The following is a 16667-nucleotide window of genomic DNA, read 5'->3' on the forward strand; positions in this document are numbered from 1 at the left end:
ATCTTTTGGGTGCAAAACAAATCGGTGGTATTATTTACGCCTACTGGCCTGTGGATTACAGCCAGCCCGTAAAAAAAGAAACCGTTCGGGCCATCAGCATCCAAAGCGTCCGGGAATTGGCTGATTACGCAGAACCGAAAGGCATTCTTCTAACTCTGGAAACGGTCAACCGTTTTGAACAGTTCCTCATCAACGATGCAGCGGAAGCCACCCAGTTGGTAAAGGATATTGCCCGGGATAATGTAAAAGTCATGCTGGATTCCTTTCATATGAATATTGAAGAAGACAGCTTCTACGATGCCATCGTTTCCACCGGTTCTTATCTGGGACATTTTCATATCGGTGAAGCCAACCGCAAAGTACCTGGCAAAGGCCGTATTCCCTGGGATGAAATCGGCCGCGCCCTTCGCGATATCGGCTATGATGGAACCGTGGTTATGGAACCTTTTGTTCGTCCCGGCGGCGGTGTGGGTTCTGATATCAAGGTATGGCGTGACCTCTCCGATCAGGCCAGCCCAGAGCAGTTAGACGCCGATATTGCAGAATCCTGCCAGTTCGTAAGAAAGGTTTTCTGTGGGAAATAACAGAAAAAGAGCCTGAGTTCCACTCACGCGTGGCAGCTCAGGCTCCGTTTTTTATTCAGGCAGTCATGTTCTCCCGAAAGATCAGGATCTCAGCTCGATGCCCAGTTTCTTATTCAATTTCTTTAAGATCTTTTCTTAAAGCCCTGATGGTAGTCATCCAAGCTTTTTTCTTAGGAGTACGTGCTTTTTTAGCCCCTTTAACACTACCTCTACCTTTTCTTTTTCCTTTTGCTTTTTGTTCTTTAATTTTTTTAGACCTGTAGCTACTAATACCTTTTTGAGGTTTTGCTTTAATAGCTCCATCGTTAATTAACTGCTTTACTCCTTCTCTAGTAATCGCCATAGAAACTTCTTCTAATCTTTCTGGATCAATCCATACACGATTAAGCCCTACTTTGAGTATACTAGCAGCTAATCTTTTTTGAGTTGTAAGATTCATGTATATAATCCTCCATTTAGATAAATAATCTAAATTCCCTTTTATAATTTAACTAGCCAAATCAATTCAAATATAAAGCCCCGGAATTGATTCGACTTATAAATATGATTTATTTGTTTAAAACTTTAATTCCGAGCTCAGATGCTTTTTCTAACATCATAGCTTTTTTCCTTTTACCGATAGAAGCGCTTATTCTTGCAGCATCGCATGCTGGGTCTAAGTCTTCTAACTCTTGCATATTGTGAACAAGAACGTCATTATACCCTGAAGGGTGTAAGTCCCTTATTGCTCTAGGGGTCCTGTAACCGATAGCTGGCATGTCAGGTTTGCCTGCTTCATATCTTCTCATTTTACTGGTTTTACCTCTAGGGCGTCTCCATTTGATTCCAAGTTTTTTATAACGAGCATATTCTTGTCTTTTAAATCTTTTATTAGCCATTCAAATCACCAATTTATTCTTTGCTAGTTAAGTATATTCCGTCTTGGAATACTCTAGGATCTCTTCCTTTAATCTTAGTTGCTTGTTCTAAGTTAGCCATGGTTTGACCAACATGTTCCTTGTTAATACCGGTAATTGTTACCTCATCACCTTTAACTGCCACTTTAGCAGAGCCTACTATTTTAGCAGTCCTTGGGTGTCTTTCCCCGAGGAAGTTGTCAATTACCACTGTATCATTTTGAACTTTCACAGTCATTGGAAAGTGAGCAAATACAATTTTCATATGATATTCGAAACCGTCAGTGACACCGATTAACATATTGTTGATGTGTGCTTTTGTGGTTCCAATCATTGCTTTGTCTTTCTTTTTAGGAAATGCTGTTTCTAAAACAACAACATCATCTTCTTCTTTAATACTTACATTAGGATAAGTAAATTTTCTGGAGTCTTCTCCATTAGGTCCTTTTACAGAAACCTCATTATTTTCAATTATAACTTCAACGCCTTCAGGGATTTCAATTTCTTCCCTTATAGCTGCAGCTACTACCATTATATCACCTAATACATGTAAGCCAACAAACGTCCGCCAATTCCTCTTTCCTTAGCCTCATAGTGAGTCATAATTCCTTCAGGAGTTGTGACGATTAATATACCAAAGTTTTTTGCTGGCAAATATCTTTTTTCAAATTTCTCAAATTCATCTTTCTTAACAGCATGACGAGGTTTGATAACACCACATTTGTTAATGTTACCTTCTAATTCCACTATGAATTTACCTGCCCTGTTGTCATCAACATATTCAAAATTACCAATATAATTCTCTTTTTGCATAGTGCTTAAAACTTGTCCAATCAATTTGGAAGCAGGAGAAATAACACAAGAGTCATTCACTTGTAATTCGTTATTTCTAATGTTAGTTAAAGCATCAGCAAGAGGATCCATAAGACTCATATATATAACCTCTAATTATATTTTTTAAAACCCATTTTAGGAGCTACTTCCCTAAAACATTGTCTGCATAAGTTTATACCATATCTGCTTACCATAGCAGAGTGGTCTCCACAACGACTACATTTTTTTGCAGCTTTTCCGTATTTTCTTGGCAAAACAATCACCTTATTCAGTTACATAATTTACTTTGAAATTTTCTTCCATGAATTTCATAGTTTCTTCTTTTGAAATTCTATGTTTTTGAGGAACTTTCTTTTGTTGGATTTTTCTTTTAGCGATTCTGTAACCTGGTTTTTCAAAGGTAACGGAAACGTTCATACCGAAAATACCAATGTCAGGATTATATCTCATTCCTGGAATGTCGATATGTTCTCTAATACCGAAAGAAAGGTTTCCTTGAGCATCAAATTGAGTAGGTCTAATATTTCTATTAATACCTTCCAATACCATTTCAATAGCCTTGTCAGCTTTTTCTCCACGTAAAGTTAATTTACATGCGATTGGTTGTCTTTTCCTGATACCCCATTCTGGGTTGGTTACTTTGGAAAAGGTTTTTACTGGGGTTTGATCGAACATTTCTTCTAAAAGAGTGATTGCACGAGATAATTTTTCCCCTGCTTCTCCAACACCGATGCTGACTGTAGCTTTTTCGATACGTACTTCGTTCATTGGGTTCATTTATTAACCTCCAATAAAGATATTGCTGGCGCATCAGTACCAACTACAAATGCATAATCTTTTAAAGTTAAGAATTCATCTTTAGCACTATTTTCAATGATAATAGTGTTAGGGTTAGAAGATTTGTTTTCAATAATTTCAGATATGGTACCTAATTCACCAGTGTGTTTACCACCGGTAACAAGCACGGTAGCTCCTTCTTGTAAAGGATATACTTCAACGATTTCTTGTTCAGGTACTTTTAAACAAATAACATCTCCAACGGAGTATGCATCTTCATCAATGATAACGTTTTTACCATCGTGAAGGTTTAATTGAGTTTTACCACCTTTGATAGTGGATTTATTAACAATTTTAGATAATTTAGCACTAGAATCATCAATTAAGTCTAATTGTAATCTGCCTTTTCTATCTAAAAGAACTCTATAAGATTCGCCAGTTTTTGGAATTTCAATAACATCCATGAATCCGACTGGGAATTTATAATCTTTAACAACTCTTCCGTCAACTAAAATATTACCTGAGTTGATGATCCTTTTAGCTTCCCTTGAATTGTCAGCTAATTTCAATACGTCTCTGATAACTAAAGTTAATGGAATTGAATCGTCAATGGAATGAGAACCTGCAGAAGGTTTTACAGTCCAGGTATCTTCTTTAGGATGAATAGGCCAGGATTTTGGTGCTTTATATCTTTTAAGATGTTTTCTAGATCCCATTTTAGCCATATTAATTATCTCCTTTATTTTTAATTCTTCTATCGTCTTTTAAATCTGCTTCAATAATCATTACATTTGATGGATCGACAGGAAGGAAAGTAGCAGTTCCGTCAGGTTTGGATAATGTAACATCTTCAATAGTAATTTTGTAAGAACTGTAATCTACAGTGAGAACTTCTCCTTCATGTTCTTTGAAATCTCCACGAAGCACTTTTACTTTGTCTCCAGCTCTGATTGGTAAAGATCTTTTGCCGATTTGGTCTCTTAAATCTTTACTTAAAGAAGCACTTAAGTATTTACCACGTGCATGAGCAGGAGCAGTGTAACGAGCTTTTCTTTGTTTTCTTGGTTGAATTGACATCATATCACCTTATACTAAAATACTTGCTGCACTACCTACACTAGGCCATCTGTCAGCTGCTTCTTTAGCAACAGGACCCCTGATTTCTGATCCTTTTAAAATTCCTTCAGGAGTAATAATAACTGCAGCATTATCTTCAAATTTAACACGAAGACCATCAGCACGTCTATATTCCTTTTTTTGTCTTACTACAACTGCGTTGACAACTTCTCTTCTCATGTCAGCAGTTCCTTTTTTAACAGATGCAACAACTAAATCGCCAACACCAGCAACGTCGATTCTCCTTCTTACACCTTTGAATCCTTTTACGGAAATGATTTCGATTTCACGTGCACCGGTATTGTCAACACATTGAAGTCTTGCTCCAATAGGTAATGCTTTAGTCATGCTTGAGGTTAATGGTTTCATAATAATTACTCTCCTTTAACTTCAACTAAAACAAAATGTTTAGTTTTACTTAATGGTCTACATTCTGCAACTTTTACAGAATCACCAACATTCACATTTAAGCAATCAGGTTTGTGAACATTGATTTTGGATTTTCTTTTTTCGTATCTTTCATATTTTTTAATGAATTTATAGTAACTACGTTCAACAGTAATAGTCCTTTCTGCTTTGTTACTGACAACAATTCCTTCGAGAACTTGACCTCTTACAGGTAAGGTACCGTGGAAAGGGCAGTTAGGATCATCACATGTAGTTTCTGGTTCTTGAACGTTAAGCCCAACCATATTATCACCATTTATATTTTTTTAAACCTTTTTTTTATTCTATCTTCAGGACGAATGGACAAAATGTTACCATCAATTTCAATTTTTTCCCCGTTAGGAATTTCAAAGATAAATATAGAATCCTTTTTAGGAACAATCCTTTCTATATTATCCATTCCCTCAATCTTAATGGTATTTTTTGTCTCATCAATTATAGTTCCTTTTAAATTAAGAGATTTGTTCTTCTTACTTATCGCATGAACATTCAAACCAATGAACTCATGATGAACTAAGTTTTTTGAAGTGATCATATTCCCAATCTCTTAATGTAACATTTACAATAAATTATGCAGAAAAATTACAAAATTTTATTGAAAAACATATCGAATAGATGAATTATCTCCTTTTCTTATTATTCTTTTTAGATTCACGGATTTCAATTGTATCAGATGAGAATCCCATTTCAGATAAAACCTCTTTAACTCTGACCTTGTGGTCACCTTGAAGTTCTATTTGACCGTTCTTAGCGGTTCCTCCACAAGCACATTTTGCTTTGAGAGTTTTGGTGAGCTCTTTGATATCAATATCATGTTCATCTATACCTTCGATAATAGTCATGAGTTTTCCGAATCTTCTTCTAACTGTAAATACCTTTAGAGTCTGAACTTCACGTGCTATTTCTTCGCAGACACAAAGTTCTTCAGGAAGCCCACATACATCACAGATTTTTGACATTTAATTCTCCTTTTGTTTTTCATTTAAAATTGTAAGAACACGAGCAATTGTTCTTTTTAATTCTCTAATTTTTCCAGGATTTTCAACAACCCCGGCAGCTGCACTTTTAGAAACATTTTTGGATAATTCAGTTCTGAGTTCAACTAATTTTTCTTGAATCTCATCAACTTCCATGTCCCAGATTTCTTTACTTCTTAAAATCGCCATTGTTCCAACTCTTTAGGATAATTAAATTTATATTTAACTATCATCTTCTTCTACTTCTTCAGTAGCTTCTTCTTCAACAACTTCTTCTAATTCGTCGAGATCTTCTACTTCCTCAATGATTTCTTCTTCTTCGATGATTTCTTCGGTTTCAACATCGATTTCTTCTTCAATGACATCTCCGTCTTCTTCGATGATCATTTTTGGAGGAAGGATTTCAACGGAATCAGGCAATACAGTTTCTGGAGGCATAATTCTTACATAAATACCTAATACACCAGGTTTTAATTCAGCGGTAGCGAAACCTTCTTCAACTAATCTGATGGAAGGTTCTCCACATTTTTTAATGTATCCTTCAACGAATTTAGCTACAGCAGATCTTGAACCTCTGATTTTACCAGAAATAGTGACTTCCACACCTTGAGCTCCAGCACCCATGATTCTGCGAATGGTAGAGTAAGCTACTCTTCTGAAGTGCATACCTCTTTGTAACATGTTAGAAATCTTGTAAGCCATGATTTTAGGGTTGAGTTCTGGAACGTCAACTTCTTTAACTTCAATTTGTGGATTGTCTAAACCGTATTCGGTTTTTAAAACGTTGGTAATAGTCCTTACGTTTTTACCACCTCTACCGATTACCATACCAGGTCTTTCTGCGTAAACAATTACCATGGTACCTAAAGGTGTAATTTGAACTTCCATACCACCGTATCCAGCTCTTTCTAATTCTTTTTCTAAGTATTCATCGATTCTGGTTCTTCTAAGGCCTTCTTTAACGAAATCTTTTTCTATCATTAGTTAGCCTCCTGTAAAACAATTTGAATATGAGTAGTTGGAGTATTGAATGGAGTCATCCTACCGAATGCTCTTGGGATGTAACCAGGAATAACAACTCCCCTGTGACTGGAAATATGTTCAATGAATAATTTTTCAGTGTCCATACCTTTGTATTCTGCGTTAGCTTCAGCATTTTCTAAAACTTTTAAAATTTGCTCTGCAGCTTTTACAGGATATCTACCAGCAGCCCATCCTTCTTGTCCTTTTCTGTGACCAACTTTCTTGTTGTGTCTTTTGAAAGGAACAGATTTTTTCATTTCAATAACATCTTCTAAGTAAGCTTTAGCTTTAGCTACTTCCATTCCTCTGATTGCACTGCAAATCTCAACACTGTGTTTTGGAGAAATCTTAAGAGATTTTGCCATAGCACGTGCAGTTTTTGCTTCATCAACATCTTTATTATAAGCATATTTGTTAGCCATGTTCTAATCTCCTTATTTAAGTGGTACAAACATGGATGATCTAGTAGCACCCATACCTGGGTCTCCGTGTTGAACTCTTTTCCTGGTTGGTGCATATTCACCGAAGTAATGACCAATCATTTCAGGTTCAATAGTGACTTCTACAAAATTTTGACCATCATAAATACCGAAAGTGGTTCCAACCATTTCAGGTATAACAATCATGTCTCTACAGTGGGTCCTAATTACAACAGGACGACCGTCTTTAGTTCCTTCTTTATTCAATTTTCTCATTTTATCCAAAACAATTTGTTGTCTTGGTAAGAATCCTCTTTTCAAAGATCTTCTTTGTCTTGCAGGGAGTAATTCCATAACTTCCTCTAAAGACATGTCTTGAAGTTCTTCAAGAGTATAACCTTTATATTTAAATACTTTTCTTGCCAATGAAACACCCTCTATCTATCTTTTTAAACCTGTTCTCTTAGCTGCAATTGAACCAACTTTTCTTCCTGGTGGTGCATGTCTTGAAACAGTGGTTGGACGACCAGGATGTTGTCTGTTACCTCCCCCGTGAGGGTGATCTACAGCGTTCATTGCTACTCCTCTTACAGTCATGAACTTCTTACCTTTAGCTTTGTAAGCATGCCATCTTTTACCAGCTTTAAGGAATGGTTTATCTTTTCTACCTCCGCCAGCTACTACACCGATACTAGCACGGCAGTTAGGATTTAAGTATTTTAATTCCCCTGATGGTAATTCAACAACGGTTTGGTTAGCATCATGAGTGACAACATTAGCATAAGTTCCGGAAGACCTTACGAAACGACCTCCATCTCCAGGAGTGTTTTCGATATCATAAACTGGAGTACCTTCAGGAATTTCAGCAAGCGGTAATGTGTTACCGAATTTGATAGGTGCAGAAATACCACATTCAATCTCATCATCGATTTGAATAGTTTCAGGTGCTAAGATAAATTTCTTTTCGCCGTTTTCGAATTTTACTTCTGCAATAGGAGCGGTTCTTGCTGGATCGTGAACGATGTCAATAACTTTTCCTTTGATACTACCTTCTTTTTCTAATGCATCGTAAGACCTGTATCTGATTTTATCTTTAAAACGATGAGAAGCAACACGGTGAGCAGGAGTTCCTCTTCCTCTTCTTTGGTGGATTAATCGTTTACCCATTTTTCATTCCTCCTTAGAATACTCCTAATCTGACAGCAAGTTCTTCTGCCATTTCTTCTTCAACAAGTTTGATGTATGCTACTTTAACACCTTTAGTAGTAATGTGAGTATTAACTTTTGCTACTTTTTCTTCGTATAACTCTTCAAAAGCATGCTTGATTTGTTTTTTGTTAGCTCTACGATCTACTACGAATGTAATTTCATTGTTTAAATCAATTAAATTCATGGTTTTTTCAGTAACATGAGGTTTAATAATAACTGAATATGAATCCATAATATCACCTTATTTATCCAATATTATTGGAATAAACCTCCTAACTTTTCAACAGCTGACTTGGTGTATACAGTGAGTCTTCCAGCATGGGTACCTGGTGCTAATAACTCAGCGTTTAAGTTTTCGACAACCACAACATCTACACCAGCGTGGTTTCTTGCACCTAAGGAAATACCTTTGTCTTCACCGACAACAACGAGAGGTCCTTTTACTTTTTTGTATTTTCTTCCTCTTGTTTTACCTCTACCAGCTCTTATCCTTTTACCTTCTTTTGCACGAATGATATCGTCGTAAACTCCTAATTTTTCAAAGATTTCACGGGTTTGTTTGGTGGTTTTTACTTCTTCAATATCATCTTCAACAATAATAGGAACTTGTTCTAAGTCTTCCACCTTGTGGCCTCTGTTTTCAACAAGTTCTTTGTTAACAGTTGCTGCAACAGCAGATCTGATAGCGAATCTTCTTTCTTTTATGTTGATTTTTTCATGATGATTTTTTTCTGCTCTTGTTGGGTGAGCTTGTCTACCACCAATAGCCATTGGTACAAAAGCTGCTTTGGAACCATTTTTAATCCTTGGTACTCTTGCGGTACCTCTACCTGAACCCCATCCTTTAGCGGAAGTTCTTTTACCTGCCATTGGGTCATTACCCCATGGTTGTACCCTAGCGGATTGTGCGGAGAGTACTGCTCTTTTGATTAAATCTGGTCTGTATACTTCATCAAAAATAGCTGGAAGTTCCATTTCTTCTTTTACTTCCCCATTAATAGAATAAACATTAACTTTCATGATTATACCCCTTGTTTAGATTTTGTACTTATGTAGTTTATTTGAGGTATATCCTCAGCTTTATTATTAGGTCTAATAGGCTGTCTTAAGATTACTAATCTTTTGGAAGGACCTGGTAAGGAACCTTTAACTAAGACATAATCGTTTTTGACAAGTCCGTATTTTACAAATCCACCATCTGGGTTGATTTGGTCAACTTCATCAGCTGATGCGATTTTTAAAATCCTTTTGTTGAATTCAGTTCTTTTGTGGTATCCCATTTGACCTGCTTGAGCTACAGTCCACATGGTTCTTCTTGGTGTCCAAGGACCAATGGAACCGACGTGTCTTCCTTTACCTGCTCTTACAGCTTTACCGTATTGAATTCTAATTCCCCATCTTTTTACTACACCTTGGAATCCTTTTCCTTTTGTGGTTGCAATTGCATCAACAAATTCTCCTTCATTGAAGATTTCGCTAGCTTTTACTTCATTGCCTAATAATTCTAATGCGGTGTTTAATTTTTCTTCTGGATTTGCTCCACCTATACCACATTCAAATATGTCTGGTTTTTTCTTAGGCACGCTAGTTACTTTTGGATTTGTGTGTACTAAGACTCTAATTTCTTCTGTGTTTTCTAATGCACCTTGTATTTTTGCAATAGCTTCAGATTTGTTGTATTCTTTAGGAAGAGAAATTTTCCTTGAAAGTTCTTGATCTAAATTGTCTGCAAGTACTTCGGTGATTACTTTTAAACCACGAGAAGTTTTTTCATAAGCTCTAATTCCCATTACTACGACCGGAGGTACTTCCAATACGGTTACTGGAGTGAAAACATCCATACCTTGGGTTGGAGAGTTTTTATCAGTGTCAGTGACTAAAGCGTGAGTCATACCGACTTTATAACCTGCGAGGCCGAGTAATTTTGGTTCATCTGATTTTGGCCAAGATTTTATTCTTGGGGTTTCTTTTGCTGCTCTTTTTCTTGGACTAAAAGCAACAGACCCTTTTCTTGGCTGATGATGTCTAACCATTTAATTTAACCTCCTTAATTATAGTTTTCCTTTATTTTCAATTATTTTAAATTTTTTGGATTAACAGCTTCAAAGAAAGCCGCTAAACAATTTTTGATGAAATAAATTCATCGAAATGATAAATAGCTACAAACAAGTCTGTAACTAGATAAACATTAAATTGCAATATATTCCATTGAGTTTAATGTGATTGAAGCACAATTAAGAATATATTTAATGTATAAATCATTCTGTGCTAAGCATATTTCTAGGGAGTCCTAAAAATATAATCTGTATAAAAAGTTGAGCAAGTTATCTATTAGCGTGTAAAACTAATAATTTATAAAGAGAATTAAAATCTCATAAAGTTAAATAAAGAAAGCGTAGCGACAACTGCCTCTTCAGTTCTTACAGTTTCAGTCCCTTGTCCCGGAAGGGTATTTACCTTATATAAATCCCAGTTAGGATTTGAAACGTCTTCTGCAATTGAAGAATAAGGGCCACCAAATAAAATAGCAATACTTTTACATTCATCTACTTTATGATTTAATTCGTCAAAAATAGAATCAATATAATCTCCGTACCTTGTAGTTTCCACCACAAGATCAGGTTTAATTAATTTTAAGCTATTTTTAAGACTCTTATTAGAGGAGATAACATTGTATCCCCAGTAAACGTCATCTGGTTTATCAGGTGTGACTATTACTTCTTTCTTAGCAATTTTAGTAATCTTAAAGTCAAATATTTTTTTGACTGTAAGTTGCTCTTTACAGAATGCAAGTTTATCCATACCTATGTCAACGAAAGTTCCCTTCTTATTTCTCTTAACAGTGAAACCTTGTCTATAATCGCCCACGTCTGGTTGACTATTAACAGGATGATGCGGAGTTCTAAGTGGCGGAAGGATGCCCACGTGCTTGAGTTCTGATTTTATAGGAATAGCTTGCTTCCTCAAGTATTGAGGAGTATTCATATAATTTAAAACTTCAGCAATGAAAGCCCCATCCTCTTCCCCATCAGCATTCTTCTCATGATTATCATTGTAGATAACCACATTATCTGCTTGAAAAATAGCCAAAGCTCTTGCTATAATCCCCACTTTATAAGTGCGGATTTTAAGATCTTTAGACTCAGAAAGAAATGAGTTTGGAATAAATATAGATAGCTCATCTTTATACATTAGTATACTATATATAAAACAAACTATATAAAGATTACCCTACATTTATATAGCTATCACTAAATAGACTTACACATTTACAAAATATTATATCAATTATAATATCTGTAGCTTCTTATATGCTACCAACTTTTATACTCAGAGAATATATTAATATAAAATATGTAATATCCACTATATAAAGGTATTGTTTTTTAGGTAAAAAAATGAGAATTTATGAAAAAATAAATTATTTTAATTTAGCTCTCATCACAATAACATCAACGTCGGCTTTTTCTTTTGTATGAAACTCATAGATTTTAGGAATTGGAAATTTATACCTGAAAATATGAGTTATTTCCAAGTTATTGTCACTGTAAAATTTTATTAAAAACTCTTCGGTTGAGGCCATGTGAAAGGAATATAAAACTTCAGGGTTCAGCTCGACGGCACTTTTCACAAACTTCAAGTCCTGACCCGAATCGGCATTTCTTTGCGATCCGAAAGGGGGATTTTGAAACACGGTATCTGCATCAAACGATCCATTAAACCGGCAGATGTCACTGACAATGAAATCCAGATTGTCGACATTCAGCTTATCCCTGACATCAATCGCCAGACGGATGGAATCCTCATCTATATCCACACCGAGCGAGGAATTTGCGCCCATCAATGCAGAGCCTATCGCAAAGACTCCTGTGCCGCAGCCCAAATCCACAATGTTTTTACCCTCAACGTCACCCAGGGAATAAGCGTTCCAAATCAAGTCGGACGCGATAATCGATGGAGTGGTATACTGCTCAAGGCCAACCTTCGGCCTGGGATGAGCGGGCACTGACTGAAGCCTCATTTCCAAATGTTTCTTGCGGGTAATTTTTTTCATCTATTGAACCTCCCCATCCCATCAGCGAATGGGATTTGAAAACCAAAAAAAAACTTTTCTTTTTGCCATTTATTATTTTAGGCACTATTGGTATTTAAGAATTAATCGGACAGCATCCGACACCAACCTCCGGTGCAATTCATCCCCAACTTTCCGGAAGTTGAGGCATTTGAATTGTCAAGATAAAATATTTAAATTATTTAATATATAATTATATAACGATAAAAAAATTACTTTGAGGTTTCAAATGTTTGAAAAAGTATTAATTGCAAATAGAGGAGAAATCGCAATCAGGGTTATGCGAGCATGTCGTGAACTTGACATTAAAAGCGTGGCAATATACTCTGATGCAGATAAAACATCCCTTTACACAAATTATGCAGATGAAAGCTATCCGCTTGGAAACCCTTCACCATCAAAATCCTACTTAAACATCGAAAAAATCATCGATATAGCATTGGAATCTGGTGCAGATGCAATACATCCAGGATACGGATTTTTAGCTGAAAATGCTAAATTTGGTGAAGAATGTGAAAAGCATGGAATTAAACTTATCGGACCGACCGGCGATGTAATCAACAAGATGGGTGACAAGATCACATCAAAAGCCCTCATGAAAAAGGCAGGAGTGCCAGTCATCGAAGGAACACCTGAAGGAGTTACCGACATTGAAGAGGCAAAGGAAATTGCCCGCCAAATCGGATACCCTGTAATCGTTAAAGCATCAGCAGGTGGTGGAGGAATCGGTATGCGTGCGGTTTATGAGGAAGACGAACTCGTGCGTGCAATCGAATCCACACAATCCGTGGCATCCACTAACTTCGGCGACTCAACAGTGTTCATTGAAAAATACCTTGAAAAACCAAGGCACATTGAATTCCAACTGCTAGCAGACGAACACGGAAACGTCATACATGTTGCAGACAGGGAATGCTCAATCCAGAGAAGACACCAGAAGCTCCTTGAGGAAGCGCCTTCCCCAATCATGACCGAAGAGCTGAGGGAAGAAATGGGTGGAAGCGCAGTTAAGGCTGCAGAATACATCGGATATAAAAGTGCAGGAACCGTGGAATTCCTATATGACAATGGAGAATACTACTTCCTTGAAATGAACACCCGTATCCAAGTGGAACACCCAATCACCGAACTGGTCACCAACACCGACTTGATCAAGGAGCAAATCAAAATCGCAAACGGTGACGAGTTAAGCTACGAGCAGAAAGACATTCAAGTGACCGGTCATGCAATCGAATGCCGTATCAATGCAGAAGACCCATTAAACGATTTCGCACCGAACCCTGGTAAAATCACAGGTTACAGGTCCCCAGGAGGACCTGGTGTGCGTTTGGACAGCGGAGTCTACATGAACTATACAATTCCAACATTTTACGATTCAATGATTTCAAAACTGATCACCTATGGAAGAAACAGGAACGATGCAATCAACAGGATGAAAAGGGCATTGAGCGAATACATCATACTAGGTGTTAAAACCACAATCCCATTCCACAAGGCGGTTTTAAGAAACCCTAACTTCATTTCAGGGGACTTGAACACTCACTTCATCGACACATACAAGAAAGGAATCGAGGAAGAGATGAACAATGTGATTGCGGAAGACCTGGAACTTGTAAACAAGATGAAATCCACATTCATGCCGGGTAAAAAAATCGCTGCAATCTCTGCTGCAGTGGGATCATACCAGAACATGGCTAAAAACCAGCAACTGCAAAAGAAATAAATTTTTGGAGATTATCTAATGAGAGATGAAATAATTAAATTGTTAAAAAAGAAAGATAAGCTTTCCGATGAAGCAATCAGCGAACTTCAAAACATCAATATCAATGATTTTTCAAAGATGGTGGAAGAAATTGGAAAACAACCTACAGAGCACATCAAGGCATCTGAAATCTCCAAGGATTTGGATACCGAATGGGTTGGTAAAAACATATACGTCTTCGACGAGGTAAGTTCCACCAACACCGTCGCCAGATTCCTGGCAATGAACGATGTTGCAAACGGAAGCATAGTGCTTTCCGAAAAGCAAACCGACGCAAGGGGAAGATCAGGCAAGGCATGGGAATCCCCAATGGGAGGAATATGGTTGTCAATGATCCTGCAGCCTAATGTGGATTACTCAAAACTACCACTCATCACAATAGCGACAGGGGTTGCCGTTGCAAAGGCAATAGAAAGAACCGGAATCACCACCGCCGAAATCAAGTGGCCTAACGACATCATGATTCATGGCAAAAAGGTCTGCGGAATCCTGACTGAAGCCGTGACCAAATTCAACACCATCGAGAATGTGATCATCGGTGTGGGAATAGATGCAAACATTGACATTTCAGATTTCCCTGAAGAATTGCAGGATGGAACAACCACCATCGCAGATGAACTTGGAAGAAAAGAGGATGAGAACGTTCTAATCAGGTACTTCCTTGAAGAATTTGAAAAAATCGCTGACGAATTCACTCATGAAGGCTATGAGAACATTCTCAAAGAATGGAGAAAACGCTCATACAGTATCGGTAAAATCGTTGAAGTCAGAGAGCCATTCAACAAAAACTATGATGCTTATGTTGTAGGCATCGGCAAGGAAGGGGCATTGATTGTTGAAAAGATTGATGGAACCTTAAACAAAGTAATTTCCGGAGAATGTATTATCAAAAAGTAAAAACACGAGAATGTTATGCCTAACCGCATAACATCAATACATCTCTATCCGTCACCAAAAAAAATATTTTAACTGACTACAAGCCGTAGCCATTAGAAAAAAAGAAGTTATAATAAAATTTCCCTGCATTTATCCTCATCACCAACCACATTCAGCAACTCATCAAATGAGGACACAATTTTTTGAGCCAAATCATTTAAATCAAGATTGAATGCATCATTGGTTGACAGGTCAAACCTGATTGTTGCAGATGCACCAGGCATGCCCACTGCAGGAATGGTGATTATGCCGTGTTGCTTCAATAATATGAATGATAATAGGAATGCCAAATCATTATTGGACAAGTCATGAGGGACATTGACTTCCCTGGATAATCCTTCAGGTGAAATCATCACCCCATTAGGTGTTTTCTCGAAGTTAGAGAATCTTTCATTTAAAATATCTGAAAACTCATCCTTTCTCTCAAAGCTCCTAAGCAGGTTCTCGCCATTGAAGTTCTTTATCCCATTTAGCATTGCAAGCACAACCGGCGGCTGGGCTTCAAGGCCGAACTGGTTGACCTTAACCTTAATCCTGTCAATCAGCTCTTCACGACCGGCCATCAATCCTCCGCGAGGACCCGGCATTAACTTGTCAGTGCTTGTAATTGAAATGTCCGCTCCCAAATCACATGCCCTGGCCTGATTAAACACCACTGTCCTAAGCCTTGCTCCTGAAGCGTCATCAACCATGACAGGAATGTTTCTTTCATGAGCCATATCAATTACTTTTCGGAATTCATCCTCATCAATGACCTCAAGGTCCATTGTGGATCCGGTGATGACCACTAGTGAAGTGTTGTCGGGAATGGAGAACTCCTCAAAAACATCAGTCTCAAAATAATTGGCTCCAACTAACTTGCAGCTGCGAGGAATTGACGGATGAGCCGGCAGCTTCTCTAGATAATGAACCACATTAGTATCCTTTTCCACCAATGTGAGAATTGTTGCAAGAATCCCCGAGGAAGTCCTGTTTACCGGAAGGACTTTCTCACCACCCATATGCTCGACTCCAACATCCTGAAGGGCATCCTCAAAGATGGCCGGGCCGACATAGGTTTCAAGCAAACTCAACTCATCATCTGATGCTATGAATCCGCCGGACAATCCAGTTAAGTCAAATAGAAATTCCCTTCCATTATTTTCAACAATGCTTTTTATGATTGAAAGGGCCTTTTCTCTTTTCTTAACTTCATCCAAAGAATCGTTAATTATCATTTACTCAGAATCATCCAATTGTAACTTGAATCCTTCAAAGAATTCAATGATTGATTTCAATTGCTTATCGGTAATAGGCACTCTTGCGAATTCATCCTCTTCGGGAATCTCATAAATATAATCAGCGAACAATATTTTACCGTCAGGACTGGTGATCATGCTTATGCTGTCGGTTAGCTTGTCCGGGTTTTTGTTATAGAAACCTATTTCAAAAGAAGTACCGAATTTTTCTGAAAATTTGATTTTCTCTTCCGGTTCCCTGTTGCATTTCCTGATTTTAGTCATTCTTGATTTTAACTTTTTCTCTGCTGCCTCTTCGATACTAGCCATAACTTTCACTTCCCTCTATTTCATAAATAATAATAATGTAAAATATACTATAATATTAATTCATATAT

The 16667-nt window shown here is 37.2% G+C and carries 26 protein-coding genes and 1 pseudogene; 3 read left to right on the forward strand and 24 right to left on the reverse strand.

Annotated elements, in window-relative coordinates; all coding sequences use genetic code 11:
- The coding region (locus tag QZU77_RS01470) for a sugar phosphate isomerase/epimerase family protein (RefSeq protein ID WP_295598943.1) at positions 1-584 on the forward strand (584 nt) is incomplete at its 5' end.
- Between the two features lie 115 nt (positions 585-699).
- Here QZU77_RS01470 and QZU77_RS01475 read toward each other — a convergent pair.
- The 22 genes and pseudogenes from QZU77_RS01475 to QZU77_RS01580 all read right to left on the reverse strand — a co-directional run.
- Positions 700-1023 (reverse strand): annotated as a pseudogene (locus tag QZU77_RS01475) (50S ribosomal protein L19e); the annotation flags it as partial.
- A 109-nt stretch (positions 1024-1132) separates the two neighbouring features.
- Complete coding sequence (locus QZU77_RS01480) at positions 1133-1462, reverse strand: 50S ribosomal protein L32e (RefSeq protein WP_295598946.1); 330 nt, start codon at positions 1460-1462, stop codon at positions 1133-1135.
- A 13-nt stretch (positions 1463-1475) separates the two neighbouring features.
- Positions 1476-2012, reverse strand: a complete 537-nt coding sequence (locus tag QZU77_RS01485; RefSeq protein WP_295598948.1) for a 50S ribosomal protein L6 — start codon at positions 2010-2012, stop codon at positions 1476-1478.
- Between the two features lie 8 nt (positions 2013-2020).
- A complete protein-coding gene (locus tag QZU77_RS01490; protein ID WP_116591325.1) occupies positions 2021-2413 on the reverse strand; it encodes a 30S ribosomal protein S8 in 393 nt (130 codons plus the stop codon).
- Between the two features lie 11 nt (positions 2414-2424).
- Entirely contained in the window at positions 2425-2577 is a 153-nt protein-coding gene (locus QZU77_RS01495; protein WP_295598951.1) for a 30S ribosomal protein S14, read from the reverse strand.
- A 1-nt stretch (position 2578) separates the two neighbouring features.
- Entirely contained in the window at positions 2579-3091 is a 513-nt protein-coding gene (locus QZU77_RS01500) for a 50S ribosomal protein L5 (protein WP_295598955.1), read from the reverse strand.
- Positions 3088-3816, reverse strand: coding sequence for a 30S ribosomal protein S4e (locus tag QZU77_RS01505; RefSeq protein ID WP_295598958.1), 729 nt, complete (start codon positions 3814-3816; stop codon positions 3088-3090). The genes QZU77_RS01500 and QZU77_RS01505 overlap by 4 nt, the downstream gene beginning before the upstream one ends.
- A 1-nt stretch (position 3817) precedes the next feature.
- Positions 3818-4168 (reverse strand): 50S ribosomal protein L24, encoded by a 351-nt coding sequence (gene rplX / locus QZU77_RS01510; protein WP_295598961.1) that lies wholly within the window; start codon positions 4166-4168, stop codon positions 3818-3820.
- Positions 4169-4177: 9 nt separating this feature from the next.
- Complete coding sequence (locus QZU77_RS01515; protein WP_116591330.1) at positions 4178-4576, reverse strand: 50S ribosomal protein L14; 399 nt, start codon at positions 4574-4576, stop codon at positions 4178-4180.
- 5 nt (positions 4577-4581) lie between these two features.
- On the reverse strand, positions 4582-4899 hold the full coding sequence (locus QZU77_RS01520) for a 30S ribosomal protein S17 (protein ID WP_295598965.1): 318 nt from the start codon (positions 4897-4899) through the stop codon (positions 4582-4584).
- An 11-nt stretch (positions 4900-4910) separates the two neighbouring features.
- Positions 4911-5189: a ribonuclease P protein subunit gene (locus QZU77_RS01525; protein WP_295598968.1), complete on the reverse strand. Its 279-nt coding sequence runs from the start codon at positions 5187-5189 to the stop codon at positions 4911-4913.
- An 85-nt stretch (positions 5190-5274) separates the two neighbouring features.
- Complete coding sequence (gene yciH, locus QZU77_RS01530) at positions 5275-5613, reverse strand: stress response translation initiation inhibitor YciH (protein ID WP_295598971.1); 339 nt, start codon at positions 5611-5613, stop codon at positions 5275-5277.
- Complete coding sequence (gene rpmC / locus QZU77_RS01535) at positions 5614-5820, reverse strand: 50S ribosomal protein L29 (RefSeq protein WP_292746881.1); 207 nt, start codon at positions 5818-5820, stop codon at positions 5614-5616.
- A gap of 33 nt (positions 5821-5853) precedes the next feature.
- A complete protein-coding gene (locus QZU77_RS01540; RefSeq protein WP_295598974.1) occupies positions 5854-6612 on the reverse strand; it encodes a 30S ribosomal protein S3 in 759 nt (252 codons plus the stop codon).
- On the reverse strand, positions 6612-7076 hold the full coding sequence (locus QZU77_RS01545; RefSeq protein WP_295598978.1) for a 50S ribosomal protein L22: 465 nt from the start codon (positions 7074-7076) through the stop codon (positions 6612-6614). Before QZU77_RS01545 ends, QZU77_RS01540 begins: the two co-directional genes overlap by 1 nt.
- A gap of 12 nt (positions 7077-7088) precedes the next feature.
- Entirely contained in the window at positions 7089-7499 is a 411-nt protein-coding gene (rpsS, locus tag QZU77_RS01550; protein WP_295598981.1) for a 30S ribosomal protein S19, read from the reverse strand.
- Positions 7500-7514: 15 nt separating this feature from the next.
- On the reverse strand, positions 7515-8240 hold the full coding sequence (locus QZU77_RS01555; RefSeq protein ID WP_295598984.1) for a 50S ribosomal protein L2: 726 nt from the start codon (positions 8238-8240) through the stop codon (positions 7515-7517).
- A gap of 13 nt (positions 8241-8253) precedes the next feature.
- The gene (locus QZU77_RS01560; RefSeq protein ID WP_295598987.1) at positions 8254-8514 is read right to left on the reverse strand and encodes a 50S ribosomal protein L23; all 261 of its coding nucleotides are present in this window, start codon (positions 8512-8514) and stop codon (positions 8254-8256) included.
- A gap of 23 nt (positions 8515-8537) precedes the next feature.
- On the reverse strand, positions 8538-9302 hold the full coding sequence (rpl4p, locus tag QZU77_RS01565) for a 50S ribosomal protein L4 (RefSeq protein WP_295598990.1): 765 nt from the start codon (positions 9300-9302) through the stop codon (positions 8538-8540).
- A 2-nt stretch (positions 9303-9304) separates the two neighbouring features.
- A complete protein-coding gene (gene rpl3p / locus QZU77_RS01570) occupies positions 9305-10315 on the reverse strand; it encodes a 50S ribosomal protein L3 (protein WP_295598993.1) in 1011 nt (336 codons plus the stop codon).
- A 331-nt stretch (positions 10316-10646) separates the two neighbouring features.
- The gene (locus QZU77_RS01575) at positions 10647-11474 is read right to left on the reverse strand and encodes a putative RNA uridine N3 methyltransferase (protein WP_295598996.1); all 828 of its coding nucleotides are present in this window, start codon (positions 11472-11474) and stop codon (positions 10647-10649) included.
- Between the two features lie 229 nt (positions 11475-11703).
- The gene (locus QZU77_RS01580; protein WP_295598999.1) at positions 11704-12336 is read right to left on the reverse strand and encodes an METTL5 family protein; all 633 of its coding nucleotides are present in this window, start codon (positions 12334-12336) and stop codon (positions 11704-11706) included.
- A gap of 247 nt (positions 12337-12583) precedes the next feature.
- Between QZU77_RS01580 and QZU77_RS01585 the strand changes: the two genes are divergently transcribed.
- Complete coding sequence (locus QZU77_RS01585; RefSeq protein ID WP_295599003.1) at positions 12584-14077, forward strand: acetyl-CoA carboxylase biotin carboxylase subunit; 1494 nt, start codon at positions 12584-12586, stop codon at positions 14075-14077.
- 18 nt (positions 14078-14095) lie between these two features.
- Positions 14096-15013 (forward strand): biotin--[acetyl-CoA-carboxylase] ligase, encoded by a 918-nt coding sequence (locus tag QZU77_RS01590; RefSeq protein ID WP_295599006.1) that lies wholly within the window; start codon positions 14096-14098, stop codon positions 15011-15013.
- Positions 15014-15120: 107 nt separating this feature from the next.
- Here the strand turns inward: QZU77_RS01590 and QZU77_RS01595 are convergent, their stop codons facing one another.
- A complete protein-coding gene (locus QZU77_RS01595; protein ID WP_295599009.1) occupies positions 15121-16269 on the reverse strand; it encodes a TIGR03576 family pyridoxal phosphate-dependent enzyme in 1149 nt (382 codons plus the stop codon).
- A complete protein-coding gene (locus QZU77_RS01600) occupies positions 16270-16599 on the reverse strand; it encodes a hypothetical protein (protein ID WP_295599012.1) in 330 nt (109 codons plus the stop codon). It lies immediately after the preceding gene.
- Positions 16600-16667 lie beyond the last annotated feature (68 nt).

The organism is uncultured Methanobrevibacter sp. (genome assembly GCF_902774605.1).
Taxonomy (GTDB): Archaea; Methanobacteriota; Methanobacteria; order Methanobacteriales; family Methanobacteriaceae; genus Methanocatella.